The sequence below is a fragment of the Pseudomonas sp. MH9.2 genome, from assembly GCF_034353875.1.
Taxonomy (GTDB): Bacteria; Pseudomonadota; Gammaproteobacteria; order Pseudomonadales; family Pseudomonadaceae; genus Aquipseudomonas.
Window position 1 is genome coordinate 1,340,434 of sequence record NZ_CP133784.1, and the last position, 15,119, is coordinate 1,355,552.

At 58.0% G+C, this 15,119-nt stretch carries 11 protein-coding genes; 4 read left to right on the forward strand and 7 right to left on the reverse strand.

Annotated elements, in window-relative coordinates:
- Positions 1 to 129: 129 nt before the first annotated feature.
- Both RHM55_RS06210 and recQ read right to left on the reverse strand, forming a co-directional pair.
- Positions 130 to 564: a MarR family transcriptional regulator gene (locus RHM55_RS06210; RefSeq protein WP_322180270.1), complete on the reverse strand. Its 435-nt coding sequence runs from the start codon at positions 562 to 564 to the stop codon at positions 130 to 132.
- 120 nt (positions 565 to 684) lie between these two features.
- Positions 685 to 2,814: a DNA helicase RecQ gene (gene recQ / locus RHM55_RS06215; RefSeq protein ID WP_322180272.1), complete on the reverse strand. Its 2,130-nt coding sequence runs from the start codon at positions 2,812 to 2,814 to the stop codon at positions 685 to 687.
- Between the two features lie 222 nt (positions 2,815 to 3,036).
- On the opposite strand from recQ, the gene RHM55_RS06220 reads away from it, so the two are divergent.
- Positions 3,037 to 3,624, forward strand: coding sequence for a YecA family protein (locus tag RHM55_RS06220; protein WP_219064205.1), 588 nt, complete (start codon positions 3,037 to 3,039; stop codon positions 3,622 to 3,624).
- A 218-nt stretch (positions 3,625 to 3,842) separates the two neighbouring features.
- Here RHM55_RS06220 and RHM55_RS06225 read toward each other — a convergent pair whose 3' ends face one another.
- Together RHM55_RS06225 and pap are read right to left on the reverse strand one after the other, a co-directional pair.
- Positions 3,843 to 5,027: a thiolase family protein gene (locus RHM55_RS06225; RefSeq protein ID WP_322180275.1), complete on the reverse strand. Its 1,185-nt coding sequence runs from the start codon at positions 5,025 to 5,027 to the stop codon at positions 3,843 to 3,845.
- 103 nt (positions 5,028 to 5,130) lie between these two features.
- Positions 5,131 to 6,630 carry a polyphosphate:AMP phosphotransferase gene (pap, locus tag RHM55_RS06230; RefSeq protein WP_322180277.1) on the reverse strand — a complete coding sequence of 500 codons (1,500 nt, stop codon included), beginning with the start codon at positions 6,628 to 6,630 and terminating at the stop codon, positions 5,131 to 5,133.
- Between the two features lie 182 nt (positions 6,631 to 6,812).
- Here pap and mnmC point away from each other — a divergent pair, with 182 nt between their 5' ends.
- Positions 6,813 to 8,792: a bifunctional tRNA (5-methylaminomethyl-2-thiouridine)(34)-methyltransferase MnmD/FAD-dependent 5-carboxymethylaminomethyl-2-thiouridine(34) oxidoreductase MnmC gene (mnmC, locus tag RHM55_RS06235; protein WP_322180279.1), complete on the forward strand. Its 1,980-nt coding sequence runs from the start codon at positions 6,813 to 6,815 to the stop codon at positions 8,790 to 8,792.
- A gap of 106 nt (positions 8,793 to 8,898) precedes the next feature.
- On the opposite strand, the gene aceK is transcribed toward mnmC, so the two are convergent.
- Entirely contained in the window at positions 8,899 to 10,632 is a 1,734-nt protein-coding gene (aceK, locus tag RHM55_RS06240; protein WP_322180281.1) for a bifunctional isocitrate dehydrogenase kinase/phosphatase, read from the reverse strand.
- 140 nt (positions 10,633 to 10,772) lie between these two features.
- On the opposite strand from aceK, the gene RHM55_RS06245 reads away from it, so the two are divergent.
- Entirely contained in the window at positions 10,773 to 11,681 is a 909-nt protein-coding gene (locus RHM55_RS06245; protein ID WP_322180283.1) for a DMT family transporter, read from the forward strand.
- Between the two features lie 44 nt (positions 11,682 to 11,725).
- On the opposite strand, the gene RHM55_RS06250 is transcribed toward RHM55_RS06245, so the two are convergent.
- Together RHM55_RS06250 and cysK are read right to left on the reverse strand one after the other, a co-directional pair.
- The gene (locus RHM55_RS06250; protein WP_322180285.1) at positions 11,726 to 12,664 is read right to left on the reverse strand and encodes an aspartyl/asparaginyl beta-hydroxylase domain-containing protein; all 939 of its coding nucleotides are present in this window, start codon (positions 12,662 to 12,664) and stop codon (positions 11,726 to 11,728) included.
- Positions 12,665 to 12,856: 192 nt separating this feature from the next.
- Complete coding sequence (gene cysK / locus RHM55_RS06255; RefSeq protein WP_322180288.1) at positions 12,857 to 13,831, reverse strand: cysteine synthase A; 975 nt, start codon at positions 13,829 to 13,831, stop codon at positions 12,857 to 12,859.
- A gap of 125 nt (positions 13,832 to 13,956) precedes the next feature.
- Between cysK and RHM55_RS06260 the strand changes: the two genes are divergently transcribed.
- Entirely contained in the window at positions 13,957 to 15,027 is a 1,071-nt protein-coding gene (locus tag RHM55_RS06260; RefSeq protein ID WP_322180290.1) for a DUF748 domain-containing protein, read from the forward strand.
- Positions 15,028 to 15,119: the final 92 nt, after the last annotated feature.

Below are 15,119 nucleotides of genomic sequence, written 5' to 3' on the forward strand. Positions count from 1 at the left end.
CAGGCTTCTCAGCACATTCGCTGTCACACGCAGATAGCGCAAGTATGGGGGCAAATCGGGCCTGATGCTCGCACGCTTTCACCAATGCTTAAAGGGGTAAAAGCGCTTGAGCCACTGAATACCGGGTGTTCAGGATTTTTCCAGGTTCGCCAGGATCCGTGCGTGTACCCGCATGCAGATTCTCAGCTCGTCCTCGTCGATGCCGACGAAAAGTTCATGACGCAGCGCGGTGGCGATTGTCTCGATTTTGTCGATCAGCGGCCGCGCCGTTGCACATAGAACGATTTTTTTAGCCCGCCGATCTTCAACCACCGCCTGACGCAGAACCAGCCCCTGAGCTTCCAGACTGTCGAGCAAACGCGCAAGGGTCGGCCCTTCGACGCCAACACTCTGCGCCAACTCACGTTGCGTCGGTGCTTCTTCGAAGCGCGCAAGGTGCAACAGCACCAGCCAGCGCGCCTGCGACAGGCCCAGGTCAGCGAGGCGCCGGTCCAACTCGGCTCGCCAGCCACGTGACATCTGCGCCAATTGCATGCCGAAGCGGTGTTGATCAGTTAAAGGCATAGGAAACTCATGATTAAAGGCTTGTACTAATTATTAGTCAGCTAACCATGATGCCCGCACCGAGGCAAGTGTCACCCACTGTAACCAATCGTCGCAGGGGGGTATAAAACCTCAGGAAAATCAGACCTCGAACTCGGACTGCAGCGCCGCGCGCACGCAATACAGCACGCCGTCTGGCACGCGACCGGCGAATTGTGCGGCAACGGCTGCAACCGCGGGCAACTCTCCTTCGCCATCAAGGAACGCATCCTGAATTTCACTGAGCACGTCTTCAGGCAAATCCAGCGCTTGCTCCAGTGATAATTGCTGCTTGCCGATGGCCTCCGCGAGCATCGTGTAGACATTCTTTTCGGTGCACTGCAACTGACCGGCGATCTGCGCCGGCGTCATCCCGGCGCGGGCCAGGCTGATCAATTCGTGACGCACGTCAGCCACAACCCTTGGCGCCTCGGCTGTACCGCCGAGAACCTCGAGGAACGCCTCACCATAACGCTCCAGCTTGCGCGCACCGACGCCACTGACCTGGGCCATTTCCGGCAACGATCCGGGCTTGCTGCGCAACATCTCGAGCAGGGTCGAGTCGGGAAAAATGACATAAGGCGGCACCCCATGCTCTTCGGCCAATTTGCGCCGCAGGGCGCGCAAGGCCTCCCACTGTTCGCGCTCTTCGCCACGGACCAATTGACTGGCCGGGCTGCCCGAACCGCTTTTCGGGGTCGTTTGCGGTTTCAAATCACGACGTAGCTCAAGCGTGACTTCGCCGCGCAAGAGGGGCCGGCAGGTATCACTCAACCGCAGGCCGCCGTAGCCTTCCAAGTCGATATCAGCCAGGCCGCGCGCCACCAACTGGCGGAACAGCGAGCGCCACTCGCCTTCGGTACGCGCCTTGCCGACGCCGAAAACCGCCAGATGTTGGTGGCCAAAGCTCTTCACTTTATCGTTGTCGCGACCCAGCAGCACATCCACCAGATGGCCGACGCCATAACGCTGGCCGGTGCGATAAATCGCCGACAGTGCCTGACGCGCAGGCTCGGTGGCGTCCCAGGTCTGCACGCCGTCGACACAGTTGTCGCAATGACCGCACGGGTTAGGCATGTCTTCGTCGAAGTAGGCCAGCAGCGTCTGTCGACGGCAGCGGGTCTCTTCACAAAGCGACAACATGGCGTCGAGTTTGTGTTGCTCAAGGCGCTTGTGTCGCTCGTCGCCTTCGGAGTTTTGCAGCATCTGCTTGAGCATCAATACGTCTTGCAGCCCGTAGGCCATCCAGGCATCGGCGGGCAGGCCATCACGGCCGGAGCGCCCCGTCTCCTGGTAGTACGCCTCCAACGACTTGGGCAAGTCCATATGGGCGACGAACCGCACGTTGGGTTTGTCGATGCCCATACCGAAAGCGATGGTCGCGACCATGATCAGGCCTTCCTCATTGAGGAAGCGCTTCTGGTTGAAGGCACGTGTCTCGTTAGGCAGCCCGGCGTGGTATGGCAAAGCCGGATAGCCGTTGTCACACAGAAAAGCGGCGACTTCATCGACCTTTTTGCGGGACAGACAATAAACAATGCCTGCATCGCTGCGCCGCTCGGAAAGGAATGCCAGCAGCTGTTTGCGCGGCTGCTCCTTGGGCACGATGCGATAAAAGATGTTGGGGCGGTCGAAACTGGAGAGGAAGCGCTCGGCGTTCTGTAGATGCAGGCGCTCGACGATCTCTTCACGGGTGCGTTTATCGGCCGTGGCGGTCAGGGCGATACGCGGCACATCGGGGAACAACTCGGCAAGTTGCCCCAGTTTCAAGTATTCAGGACGGAAATCATGCCCCCACTGTGACACGCAGTGCGCTTCGTCGATGGCAAACAGGGCGATTTTCAGGTTCTGCAGGAAGGCCAGCATCCGTGGCTGAACCAGGCGCTCGGGCGCCAGATAGAGCATCTTGATCTCGCCCAACCGAATTCGGTTTGCCAGATCCCGCTGTTGCTCTGCGCTCAGTGTGGAGTTCAACGCGGCCGCCGACACACCCAGTTCTTCCAGGGTCGCAACCTGATCGTCCATCAAGGCAATCAGCGGTGAAACTACCACTGCCAAGCCTTCGCGCAGCAGGCCCGGGACCTGGAAGCACAAGGACTTGCCGCCACCGGTGGGCATCAACACCAAGGCATCGCCGCCATTGGCAACACGCTCAATAATGGCACCTTGGCGACCACGAAAGCTGTCGTAACCAAAGATGTCTTTAAGTACGCGTTGAGCCTGTTCGAGCATAAAAACCCCAAAATATTGCAGAAGCGACCCTGCTACAGCCTGTCGCAATCGCTATTGGCATCGCAAAGCGCGGCATTATACCCGAGGGGTTCCAGGCAAAGCACAAAGGCGATACCGGCGGTCGATATAAAAGACATAACAGCTTCTAAGCGCCTCTGTACTGGCGCGCAGGCCTTACACAGCCTAGAATTCAGCATTGTTTATTCCCAAGGTAGCCCGTCAATGTCCTTCGCTGAGCAACTACACCGCCTGCAAGCCTTCCTCGATGCCGATGAGCTGCATGACGAAGCGCTGGACTATGTGGCCGCCCACGGCTACCTGACCGCGCTGTCGATCTGTGCCGAAACGGTCCCTGAGCGTGAGTGGATCGATACGCTGTTCTCTGAGCCGCCGCATTACACCAGTGATGCCCAGCGCGAAGAAATCGAAGCCACGCTGATCCAGCTGCAGGCGCACATCGCCCGCCAACTGGCATCCGACGAAGAGTTCGAATTGCCGTGTGATCTGGACCTCGGTGACGAGCCGGATGACTCCGACCTCCGCGGCTGGTGCATCGGCTTCATGGAAGGCGTGTTCCTGCGCGAAAACGCATGGTTCGAAAGCGCCGAAGACGAAGTCAGCGAAATGCTCCTGCCGATCATGGTCGGTTCGGGTCTGTTCGACGAACAACCAGAATTTGCCGACATCGCTCAGGACGCCAATCTGATGGATGACATGATTGTGCAGATCCCGGAAGCACTGACCGCGCTGTACCTGCTCCTGCAGGCGCCAGACGAGAAGCCAGCGATTCTCAAGCCTCGCCACCACTGAGTCCACGCCTACGGCACAAGGCCCGAGACGCACAAGCAAACACTGCTTGTGCGTCGCGCACTTCAAGACTCTGGCTGGCTGGCTAGTGTGGCGCTGATGACGGCCCATGTCCTGCGGCACAGGCTTTAGGCGTTCCATCAGAGATGATGCACCCACAAAGGTCGCAAATACCCTGTGGGTGCACATTCACTCGCGAAGACGATCTATCCGCCAGCGCTCTATTTGAACGTTTCAAACAACCCAGTCGCCCCCATCCCACCTCCGACACACATGGTCACGATGCCGTAGCGCAGATTGCGCCGTTGCAGTTCACGGACCAAATGGCCGACCTGGCGCGAGCCGGTCATGCCGAACGGGTGGCCGATGGAGATCGAACCGCCGCTGAGGTTGTATTTGGCGTTGTCGATTCCCAGACGATCACGCGCATACAGACACTGCGACGCAAAGGCTTCATTGAGTTCCCAAAGGTCGATGTCGGCCACTTGCAAGCCTTTAGCCTTGAGCAATTTGGGCACCGAGAACACCGGGCCAATCCCCATCTCGTCCGGCTCGCAACCCGCCACCGTGAAACCACGGAAAAACGCACGCGGTTCGAGGCCCAGTTCCAGGGCTTTTTCCAGGCTCATCACCAACGTCATCGAAGCCCCGTCGGACAACTGCGACGAGTTGCCAGCGGTTACCGAACCGTCTTCTGCGAACACCGGCTTCAGGCCCGCCAGGCTTTCCAGCGTGGTGTCCGGACGATTGCAGTCGTCACGATCAACGATGCCTTCAACCAGGCTAATCGCACCGGTATTTTTGTCCTCGACGCGGTAGGTCACGGCCATCGGCACGATTTCATCGTCGAACAGCCCAGCAGCTTGGGCGGCTGCGGTGCGGTGCTGACTTTGCAAGGCGTAGAGATCTTGCTGCTCGCGGCTGACATGGTAGCGGCGCGCGACGATTTCGGCAGTCTGACCCATGGGAAAGTAAATCCCCGGCACCTGTTCCTTAAGCAATGGATTGATCAGGTTGTCGGTGTTGATGCTTTTCATCGTCAGGCTGATCGATTCGACACCACCGGCAACAATGATCTCGCTGCAACCGGAGGCGATCTGGTTGGCTGCGATTGCAATGGCCTGCAAGCCCGATGAGCAGTAGCGGTTGAGGGTCATGCCAGGGACCTGGATACCCAGCTTGGACAGCACCGCCACATTGCGCCCGATGTTGTAGCCCTGCGCGCCTTCGTTGGAGCCGGCACCGACGATGCAGTCCTCGACCAACGCCGGGGCCAGGCCATTGCGCGTCAACAGTGCGTTGACGCAATGGGCTGCCATGTCATCGGGACGGGTCTGGTTGAACTTGCCGCGAAACGACTTGGCCAATCCCGTCCGCACGCTATCGACAATCACCACTTCACGCATGACACACCTCCACTCTTATTGTTGATGAGAAGGCATTGAGCATAGGGCCAGATAATCCTTGTCCGCGATTATCATTCACTGGCTGTATGGAAAATCATGGTGGTTACTTAGACTTTGTGTCCTTTTCAAAAGCGGCTTCCAGCGCGTTATTGATCGTGCGTAACACCTTCACCCGCGCCCAGCGTTTGTCATTGGCCTCAACCAGGGTCCACGGCGCGATTTCAGTACTGGTACGATCAACCATGTCGCCCACAGCCGCGCGATAGTCCGGCCATCTCTGACGGTTGCGCCAGTCGTCCTCGGTGATTTTGAAGCGTTTGAACGGAATCTGTTCCCGCGCCTCAAAACGCTCCAGTTGAGTCAGCTCATCAATGGCCAGCCAGAACTTGACTACCACAGTGCCGGCATCGGTCAGCTGTTCTTCGAAATCGTTGATCTCGCTGTACGCCCGGAGCCAATCTGCCGAGCTGCAAAAACCCTCAACGCGCTCTACCAGCACCCGGCCATACCATGACCTATCGAACACGGTAAATTTGCCACGTGGCGGCATGTGCCGCCAGAAGCGCCAGAGATAAGGCTGTGCACGCTCGTCCTCGGTGGGCGCGGCAATCGGCACAATATTGTACTGACGCGGGTCCAGCGCCGCCGCGACCCGCCGGATGGCGCCGCCTTTGCCTGCGGCATCATTGCCTTCGAATACCGCTACCAGCGAGTGCCGCTTCATACGTTTATCACGCACGTTGCCCGCCAGGCGCGCCTGCTCGGTAATCAATTGTTCTTCGTAATCTTCTTTTTCCAGATGCTGAGTCATGTCGAGACTGTTCAGCAGGCTGAGGTCATCAATATTGGTCGGCAGTGGGCCAATGGTCAGCGGACCTTGAGCGGGTCTTTTATTGGCCAAGGCGGCCTGTAGCCCTTCGAGCAACAGGCGCCCGACGGTCAGGCTGCGATAATGCGGATCCACGCCTTCGATGACATGCCAAGGGGCATAATCATGGCTGGTACGACGCAGCACACGCTCACCGTAGCGAACAAATTTGTCGTAGGTTTTCGATTGTTGCCAGTCCAGCGGACTAATGCGCCAGCTGTGCAAAGGGTCATCCACAAGCAACTTGAGCCGAGCCTTCATCTGCTTCTTGGACAGGTGAAACCAGAACTTGAAAATCAGTGCGCCCTCATCACAGAGCATTCTCTCCAGACGTTCAGCCCCATTGATTGCCTGATCGAGCACGGCATCCTTGAAGTGGCCATGCACCCGCCCCTGAATCATCTGGCTGTACCAATTGCCAAAGAAAATCCCCATACGCCCCTTCGCCGGCAAATGCCGCCAATAGCGCCACGCGGGTGGTCGGGCCAGTTCTTCGTCAGTCTGCTGATCGAACGTACGCACCTCGATCAGCCGTGGGTCCATCCATTCATTGAGCAGCTTAATCGTCTCGCCCTTGCCCGCGCCTTCGACGCCGTTGATCAATACAATCACCGGAAAACGCGCCTGCTGCTTGAGTTCGAATTGCGCGTCGAGCAACGCCTCACGCAGCGCCGGCACCTCGGCGTCGTAAGTTTCTTTGTCAATGGCGTGACCGATTTCGGCGGATTCGAACATGCACAGCTCCCCTTCAAGATCGTCAAGACTAACGGATCGCATCAATCAATGCTGGGTAAGACAGCCATTCGTTGCGATGGGTCAATTGAACAGGCTTCAGGGACCCGCTTCTACCCCTTTGCGCCCTCACCGGTTCGCTGATTGCGTTAATATCCCGCGCTCCTGCTGCCGCCGAGCCGACCATGACCTTCACATCCCACGCCCAGATCGACTGGGACGAACAGGGAAATCCTCATTCGCGGGAATTTTCGGATGTCTATTTCTCCACCCAATCCGGTCTAGACGAAACACGCCATGTCTTTCTGAAACAGAACGATCTGACAAACCGGTTTGCAGCGCTGGCGGCAGGCGAGCGCCTGGTTATCGGGGAAACCGGCTTCGGCACCGGTTTGAATTTTCTTTGCGCCTGGCAGCTGTTTGCCGAGCATGCTGTTGCCGGCGCTCGCCTGCATTTCGTTAGCGTCGAGAAGTTTCCACTGAGCCGCTGCGACCTGCAACGTGCCCTCGCCTTGTGGCCGGAGCTGGCCACCTGTGCCGGGCAACTGCTCGATCAGTACATCGCCGTGCATGACGGTTTTCAGCGCTTGGTGTTCGACGGCGGTCGCGTGACCTTGACCCTGTTGATCGGCGACGCTTTAGACATGTTGCCGCAGCTGGATGGGCAGATTGATGCGTGGTTCCTCGACGGTTTTGCTCCAGCAAAAAATCCGGAAATGTGGACGCCCGAACTGTTCGCCGAACTGGCACGGCTAGCGGCGCCGGGTTCGACCATCAGCACCTTCACCAGTACCGGATGGGTACGTCGCGCGCTGAACGCCGCAGGCTTCAAAATGCGCCGCACGCCGGGTATCGGGCATAAATGGGAGGTGCTGCGCGGGGCGTTTGTCGGTTGGCCGGAAGACGTGCCCAGGCCTGCAGTCGTCAAGCCCTGGTTTGCCCGCCCGGCACCGATCACCACTCAGCGCAAAGCGTTGGTAATCGGCGCTGGCCTGGCCGGTTGCGCAACAGCTGCCAGCCTCGCTGCGCGGGGTTGGCAGGTCAGCCTGATGGAACGCCACGGCGATCTGGCGCAGGAAGCTTCGGGCAACCCGCAAGGGGTGCTGTACTTGAAGCTTTCTGCCCACGGCACGGCGTTGTCGCAGCTGATTTTGAGCGGCTTTGGTTACACCCGCCGCCACCTGGAATACCTGCAACGGGGCACCGACTGGGACGGCTGCGGCGTGTTGCAACTGGCCTTCAATGACAAGGAAGCCGAGCGCCAGACGCAGTTGGCGCACGCGTTCCCCCCCGAACTCTTACACGTACTGGATCAGCCAACCGCCGAAGCCCGAGCCGGTATTGCACTGTCTTGCGGTGGTTTGTTTTTCCCCGAGGGAGGCTGGGTACATCCGCCCGCGCTGTGCCAGTTTCAGGCCACGCACCCCAATATTCAGCTGTTGGCACATCATGACGTACTGGAACTGCGTCGTAGCGGCGAACAGTGGCAGGCCTGGGATGGAGAGCGATTGCTCGACGAGGCTCCGGTGGTGATATTGGCCGGCGCTGCAGAGGTCAAGCGCTTCCCGGCCAGCGCTGAATTACCCCTCAAGCGTATTCGTGGGCAGATCACCCGGCTTGCCCAGACCCCGGCAAGCGAAGCCTTGAGCACCGTGGTCTGCGCCGAAGGTTATGTGGCGCCCGCCCGGCTGGGCGAACACACGTTAGGGGCGAGCTTCGACTTCAAAAGCGATGACCTGACGCCGACCGCTGCCGAGCACCAGAGCAATCTCGAACTCTTGCAAGAAATCTCCGAAGACTTGCTCAAGCGGCTGGGCGCAGACGCGTTGGAACCTGAGTACCTGCAAGGGCGAGCCGCATTCCGTTGCACCAGCCCGGACTACCTGCCCATCGTCGGCCCGCTGGCGGATAAGCAGCGTTTTCTGGAAGCTTACGCGGCGCTGGGCAAAGACGCCCGACAAGTGCCGGATACCGTTTGCCCTTGGCTCGACGGCCTGTACATCAACAGTGGTCACGGCTCTCGTGGGCTGATCACCGCGCCACTGTCAGGCGAATTGCTCGCGGCCTGGCTGGACAACGAACCCCTGCCGTTGCCCCGTAGCATTGCCGAAGCCTGCCATCCCAACCGTTTCGCGTTGAGGGCGTTGATTCGGGGAAAGATATAAACACGGGATGACTGGCGTCAGTGCCCTGCTGACTAGCCATCAATCTTCATGCGACGGGCGCTGACGGCTCATGTCGACGCAGTCAGCGCACTGCCGCGCTGAAAACTCAGGCCAGCGTCTCATCCATGCGCCCTTTGCGCCGGTAGGGAAAGACATCAATGACCTTGCCCGCCCGAATCGCGTCTTGCAGGCTTTTCCAGTAATCAGCGTCATACAACTCACCGTGGAGCTCATTGAACAGCCGACGCTGGCCCATGTCGGCAAACAGAAACGGTGGAAACTCCTCAGGGAAAATATCCAGCGGAGCAATGGAATACCAAGGCTCCGAGGACATTTCATCTTCGGGCGTACGGGGCGCCGGGATGTGGCGGAAATTGGCTTCGGTGAGGTAACAAATTTCGTCGTAATCGTAGAACACCACCCGGCCGTGACGGGTCACGCCAAAGTTCTTCAGCAGCATATCGCCGGGGAAAATATTCGACGCAGCCAACTGCTTGATCGCCAACCCATAATCGTCCAGTGCTTCGCGCACCTGGGCTTCGTTGGCGTTTTCCAGATAGAGGTTCAACGGCGTCATACGCCGCTCGGTCCAGCAGTGACGGATCAGGACGGTGTCGCCTTCGACTTCAACGGTCGACGCCGCCACATCCAGCAGTTCGGCGAGGCACTCAGGATCAAACTTGCTCAACGGAAAACGGAAATCGGCGAACTCCTGGGTATCGGCCATGCGCCCTACCCGGTCGACACTTTTTACCAGACGGTATTTTTCGATTACCGTGGCACGGTCGACGTTTTTCGACGGCGCGAAGCGGTCCTTGATGATCTTGAACACCGTATTGAAACCCGGCAGGGTAAACACGCTCATGACCATGCCGCGCACACCGGGCGCCATGATAAAGCGGTCGTCGGTAGTGGCCAGATGGTTGATCAGGGCGCGGTAGAACTCGGACTTGCCATGTTTGTAAAACCCGATCGAGGTGTACAGCTCGGCGATGTGCTTGCCAGGCAAAATACGCTTGAGAAAGCCGATAAACTCTGCGGGCACCGGCACGTCGACCATGAAGTACGAGCGTGTGAACGAGAAGATGATCGACACATCAGCTTCATCGGTAATCAGCGCATCAATCTGGATACCTCGGCCTTCACGGTGCAGCAGGGGTATTACCAGCGGCCATTGCTCGTCTTGGGTAAAAATGCGCCCGACCAGATACGCCCCTTTGTTGCGGTACAGAATCGACGAGAACAGCTCCACGCTGAGCGCCGGGTCCTTGCACACCCAATCGGGCAGGTTTTCCCGCAATTGCCCTTCAAGCCGTTGCAGATCACCCGGCAAATCGGCAAACGGCACATCGAACTTATACTCGGCAAAAATCTGCTTGAGCATGCTCGACAGCTCGCCCTGGGGCCGATAAACGCGGGTTTGAGCCGCCTTGTCGTGGCGGCGCAAAGACGGACGCGTGGTGTGGACGAACATGCAGCCGTCGCTGATCAGGTCATGACTGAACAGGCCACAGAAAATCGAGTTGAACCAGGTTTCCGCCAGCTCATCGTCAAACCGTACATCGATCAGGTTGATATACGCGTTTTTGACCAGCGGCCAGCAGCTCACATCCAACAGGCCCTGGGCGTCGAACGTACCGTGCAAACGCTCGGTCACTTCGCTGACTTTCTCTTCGTATAGGTTGATCCGCGCTGCCGATGCTCGCTGAGCTTCCTGCCATAACGCTTGTTCGAAGCGCGCCTGAGCACCATCGGCAATCTGCCGAAAATGCTCTCGATAATCATCAAAACCGTCAAGAATCATTTGGGCGATATCGGCGGCTGGCCATTGCTGCGGCATAAACAGATCTCGTCAGGAATTCGGAAGCCCGAGCTTAGCCAGTGGACAGGCATAGGAGAAGCGTATTTTTCCGCTCTCGGTTGCGCTCAGCCCGCCGCCCCAGCGACACTCTCGCCCCGACCACCGGCCTGGAGCTGGATTTGAGACCCGCCGACACCCTGCGTTTATTAGCACTCGCCGCCATCTGGGGCGCCAGCTTCCTGTTCATGCGGATCATCGCACCCGTGCTCGGCACCGTACCGACGGCATTTTTTCGCGTATCCATTGCCGCTGGCGGCTTGCTGGTGATCCTCTGGCTGATGCGGATTGATTGGGATTTTCGCGGCAAATTCAAAATCTGCCTACTGCTGGGGATGATCAACTCCGGGCTGCCCGCGACCTTGTATTCATTAGCCGCTCAAGTATTACCCGCCGGTTATTCATCGATTTTCAACGCAACGACGCCGCTGATGGGCGTATTGATTGGTGGGTTGTTCTTCAGCCAAAAACTGTCCCCGGTGAAAATCGCGGGGGTGTTTCTCGGCTTGTTCGGTGTCGGCATCCTGACCCGTGCGGGGCCCGTGGCTTTCAATCGGGAGCTGCTGACCGGCGCTCTGGCCTGTTTGCTGGCAACGACAAGCTACGGCTTCGCCGGCTTCCTCGCTCACCGCTGGCTCGATCAGCAAGGTGGGCTCGACCCAAGGCTCGCCACCGTCGGCAGCATGCTCGGCGCCACGCTGTTATTGCTGCCGCTATTCGGCTACAGCGTCATCAGCCATCCACCCGCCAGTTGGGGCGGGAGCAGCGTGTGGCTGTCGTTACTCGGACTGGGACTGGTGTGCACCGCGTTCGCCTACATCCTGTTCTTTCGGCTGCTTAGCGACATTGGCCCGCTCAGTTCGATGACCGTGACCTTCATGATCCCGCCCTTCGGCGTACTGTGGGGCGCACTGTTTCTCGATGAACCGCTGTCGTGGGCTCATCTGTATGGCGGCGTATTGATTGCGGTAGCGCTGTGGCTGGTGCTGAAGCCTGTCGCAATGGCGAAGGCTTCAGCAGGTGAGCATTAACCTGCGTCAGGCGTGCGAAACACAAACACCCGTCCGACGTTGTATCAGCCGAACAGCCAATAGCCGAGCAAGGTCAGAACGATCACCGCCAATACCGGACGCATGACACGGTAGGCCTTGGGGTGACGACGCTTGAACTGTTTGACGCTGGAGCTCATGCCATTGCTAAAACGCTTGCTGTAGGCATACGCCTGGTTAATCCCGCCGACACGTTCATCATCTGTGTTCTGCGGCGCCGTGGCATGCCCCAAGACTCTGCTGACCCAACGATTGATGCGGGTCATGAGCCGAGAGCGCAGAGGGCGTTCGACATCACAGAACAGAATCACACGGGTGGTTTCGGTCTGGTTCTTGACCCAATGCACGTAGGTTTCATCGAACATCACATCTTCGCCATCGCGCCAGGCATACGCCTGTCCATCGACGTAAATGCGGCAATCATCCGAGTTTGGCGTCGACAGCCCCAAGTGATAACGCAGCGAGCCGGCAAACGGGTCGCGATGGGGATTGAGGTGGCTATCACCTGGCAAGAGCGCGAACATCGCGCCCTTCACGTTGGGAATGCTATTCACCAGTTCGACGGTCTTGGGGCACAACAGCACAGCCGACGGCAAAGCGGTGTCGTACCACTTGAGGTAGAAGCGCTTCCAGCCTTTTTTGAAGAACGAACCGAAACCGGCGTCGTTGTCCTTCTCGGCAGCGCGGATATATCCCTCGTCGAACAAGTGCATGGCTTCTTCGCGAATGACTTGCCAGTTGTCCTTGAGCACGTCCATCTCAGGAAATTTGGTGCGGTCCAGATAAGGCTTCGAAGGCACGCCGGAGAACAGATACATCAAGGCGTTATAGGGGGCAAACAACGCGGAATGGTTGACGAACTGGCGGAGCAATGGCAGTCGCGCTTTACCCCGCAGATGCACATACAACGTGCTTCCTACGAAAAGCATCAAAATCGAGGCTTTGGCGGCGAAAGAAAAGGTCATGAAACTCTCCTTGAAAATGGACAACTAATTGCACGCCGCGGCACTGTTTTAATTATCTGATACTGAAAGCGGCTGTTCGGGGAACAACCGCTCACGCATTCCGTCTTTGCAAAATGCGCGCACAGCGGGTTGGAAGCCGGCCATCATAAGCCTTCACGGGCCGGGTACAAAGCGACCTAAGACCAAAATGGGCTACTGCTGATTTTCCTGATCAGTAAACAGATCACTGAACAACATGCTCGACAGGTAACGCTCACCGGAGTCGGGCAGGATCACGACAATGGTTTTACCCTGCATTTCCGGGGTTTCGGCCATGCGTACCGCCGCGGCCATCGCTGCACCGCATGAAATACCACACAAAATCCCCTCTTCGCGCATCAGGCGCAACGCCATGGCCTTGGACTCTTCATCGCTGACCAGTTCGACCCGATCAATGATCGACAAGTCGAGATTCCTGGGTATGAAACCGGCACCGATCCCCTGAATCTTGTGCGGAGCAGGTTTGATTTCTTCACCAGCCAGCGTCTGGGTGATGATCGGCGAACCTATGGGCTCGACCGCCACCGACAGAATCGGCTTGCCCGCCGTGTGTTTGATATAACGCGAAATCCCGGTAATCGTGCCACCGGTACCCACACCCGCCACTAGCACATCAATGGCACCGTCGGTATCGTTCCAGATCTCCGGACCCGTGGTCTTCTCATGGATCGCCGGGTTGGCCGGGTTATCGAACTGTGAGGGCATGAAATGGAGGGCCGGATTGCTGGCGACCAGTTCTTCGGCTTTTTCGATGGCGCCTTTCATACCCTTGGCAGGTTCGGTCAGCACCAACTCGGCGCCCAATGCCTTAAGCACCTTGCGCCGTTCGATGCTCATCGACGCAGGCATGGTCAACACCAGCTTGTAACCCCGGGCCGCCGCCACAAAAGCCAAACCGATCCCGGTATTGCCTGAAGTCGGCTCGACGATGGTCATGCCCGGCTTGAGCTTACCACTGCTTTCAGCGTCCCAGATCATGCTGGCGCCGATTCGGCATTTCACCGAATATCCGGGGTTGCGCCCTTCAATCTTGGCCAGGATAGTGACCCCGCGCGGTGCGATACGGTTGATCTGCACCAATGGCGTGTTACCGATGGAATGGGCATTGTCAGCGTAGATGCGGCTCATGGCGGTATCCTTTGCACGTGCTTGAAAAAATCAAAGCGTATGCCGCCAGCAGGGGTGCGTCCAGTCGTAGCGAACGGATGCCGTGCCAGACAGTCAACAGCTCTACTGAACAGGACACCCTCAACATGAAACGTCGCTATAGCTGGCCACTTTGGACCGTTGCGGGAATCGTGGTCGTGCTGATTGCCGCAGACATCGCCCTGCCCTATCTGGTGCGTCACTATTTGAACGACAAGCTCGCCAATATGGGCGACTACCGTGGCCAGGTCACCGACGTCGATCTGGCCCTGTGGCGTGGAGCGTATCGAATCAATGGGCTGAGTATCGTCAAGGTGCAAGGCAAGGTGCCCGTGCCATTCGTCAATGCGCCGGTCATCGACCTGGCGGTGAGCTGGCATTCGTTATGGTATGACCGTGCCGTGGTGGCCCAGGTGGTCTTCATCAAACCCGAGCTGAACTTCGTCGACGGCGGCACCAACAAACAGGCTTCGCAGACCGGTCAAGGCACCGACTGGCGCGCCCAATTGAACAAGCTGTTGCCTATCACTCTCAACGAAGTACGTATAGATGACGGGCGCATCACCTTCAATAATTTCAACTCGACGCCGAACGTGAAGATCGAAGCCGATCACGTGAACGCCAGCCTGTTCAACCTGACCAATATCGCCGACGAAAAAGGCATGCACGAAGCCCGATTTGAGGGCAAAGCCCTGTTACCCGGGAACGCACCGCTGGAAACCTCGGCCACATTCGATCCATTCAGTAACTTTGAAGACTTCGACTTCCGCCTCCGTTCGATCGGGATAGAACTTAAAAGCCTCAACGACTTCGCTTCGGCCTACGGCAAATTCGACTTCAATGCCGGCAGCGGTGACGTGGTGATCGAAGCCCAGGCCAACAAGGGCAAGCTCAGCGGTTATATCAAACCGCTGCTGCGCGATGTCGAGGTGTTCAACTGGCAGCAGGATGTCGAGAACCAGAACAAAAGCTTCTTCCGCTCGATCTGGGAGGCAGTGGTCGGCACCAGCGAAACCGTCTTGAAGAACCAAAGCAAAAACCAATTCGCCACCCGCGTAGAACTCAGTGGCAGCGTGCACCAACAAGACATCAGCGGCTTTCAGGCATTCCTGCAGATCCTGCGCAACGCCTTCATTCAGGCGTTCAACACCCGCTATGACAACAGCAAAACACAGTAGCCAAGGTGGATTAGTGCTTTTTTCAACGGGGACAGGACTTAAACAATGGCTGATCTAATCTTGACCCAGTCAAATCGTGACGCGCCATTCAG

What these genes read in the sequence shown, in the direction of transcription:
- RHM55_RS06210 (WP_322180270.1), bottom strand. Translation starts at nt 564, where the DNA reads ATGCCTTTAACTGATCAACACCGCTTCGGCATGCAATTGGCGCAGATG.
- recQ (WP_322180272.1), bottom strand. Translation starts at nt 2,814, where the DNA reads ATGCTCGAACAGGCTCAACGCGTACTTAAAGACATCTTTGGTTACGAC.
- RHM55_RS06220 (WP_219064205.1), top strand. Translation starts at nt 3,037, where the DNA reads ATGTCCTTCGCTGAGCAACTACACCGCCTGCAAGCCTTCCTCGATGCC.
- RHM55_RS06225 (WP_322180275.1), bottom strand. Translation starts at nt 5,027, where the DNA reads ATGCGTGAAGTGGTGATTGTCGATAGCGTGCGGACGGGATTGGCCAAG.
- pap (WP_322180277.1), bottom strand. Translation starts at nt 6,630, where the DNA reads ATGTTCGAATCCGCCGAAATCGGTCACGCCATTGACAAAGAAACTTAC.
- mnmC (WP_322180279.1), top strand. Translation starts at nt 6,813, where the DNA reads ATGACCTTCACATCCCACGCCCAGATCGACTGGGACGAACAGGGAAAT.
- aceK (WP_322180281.1), bottom strand. Translation starts at nt 10,632, where the DNA reads ATGCCGCAGCAATGGCCAGCCGCCGATATCGCCCAAATGATTCTTGAC.
- RHM55_RS06250 (WP_322180285.1), bottom strand. Translation starts at nt 12,664, where the DNA reads ATGACCTTTTCTTTCGCCGCCAAAGCCTCGATTTTGATGCTTTTCGTA.
- cysK (WP_322180288.1), bottom strand. Translation starts at nt 13,831, where the DNA reads ATGAGCCGCATCTACGCTGACAATGCCCATTCCATCGGTAACACGCCA.
- RHM55_RS06260 (WP_322180290.1), top strand. Translation starts at nt 13,957, where the DNA reads ATGAAACGTCGCTATAGCTGGCCACTTTGGACCGTTGCGGGAATCGTG.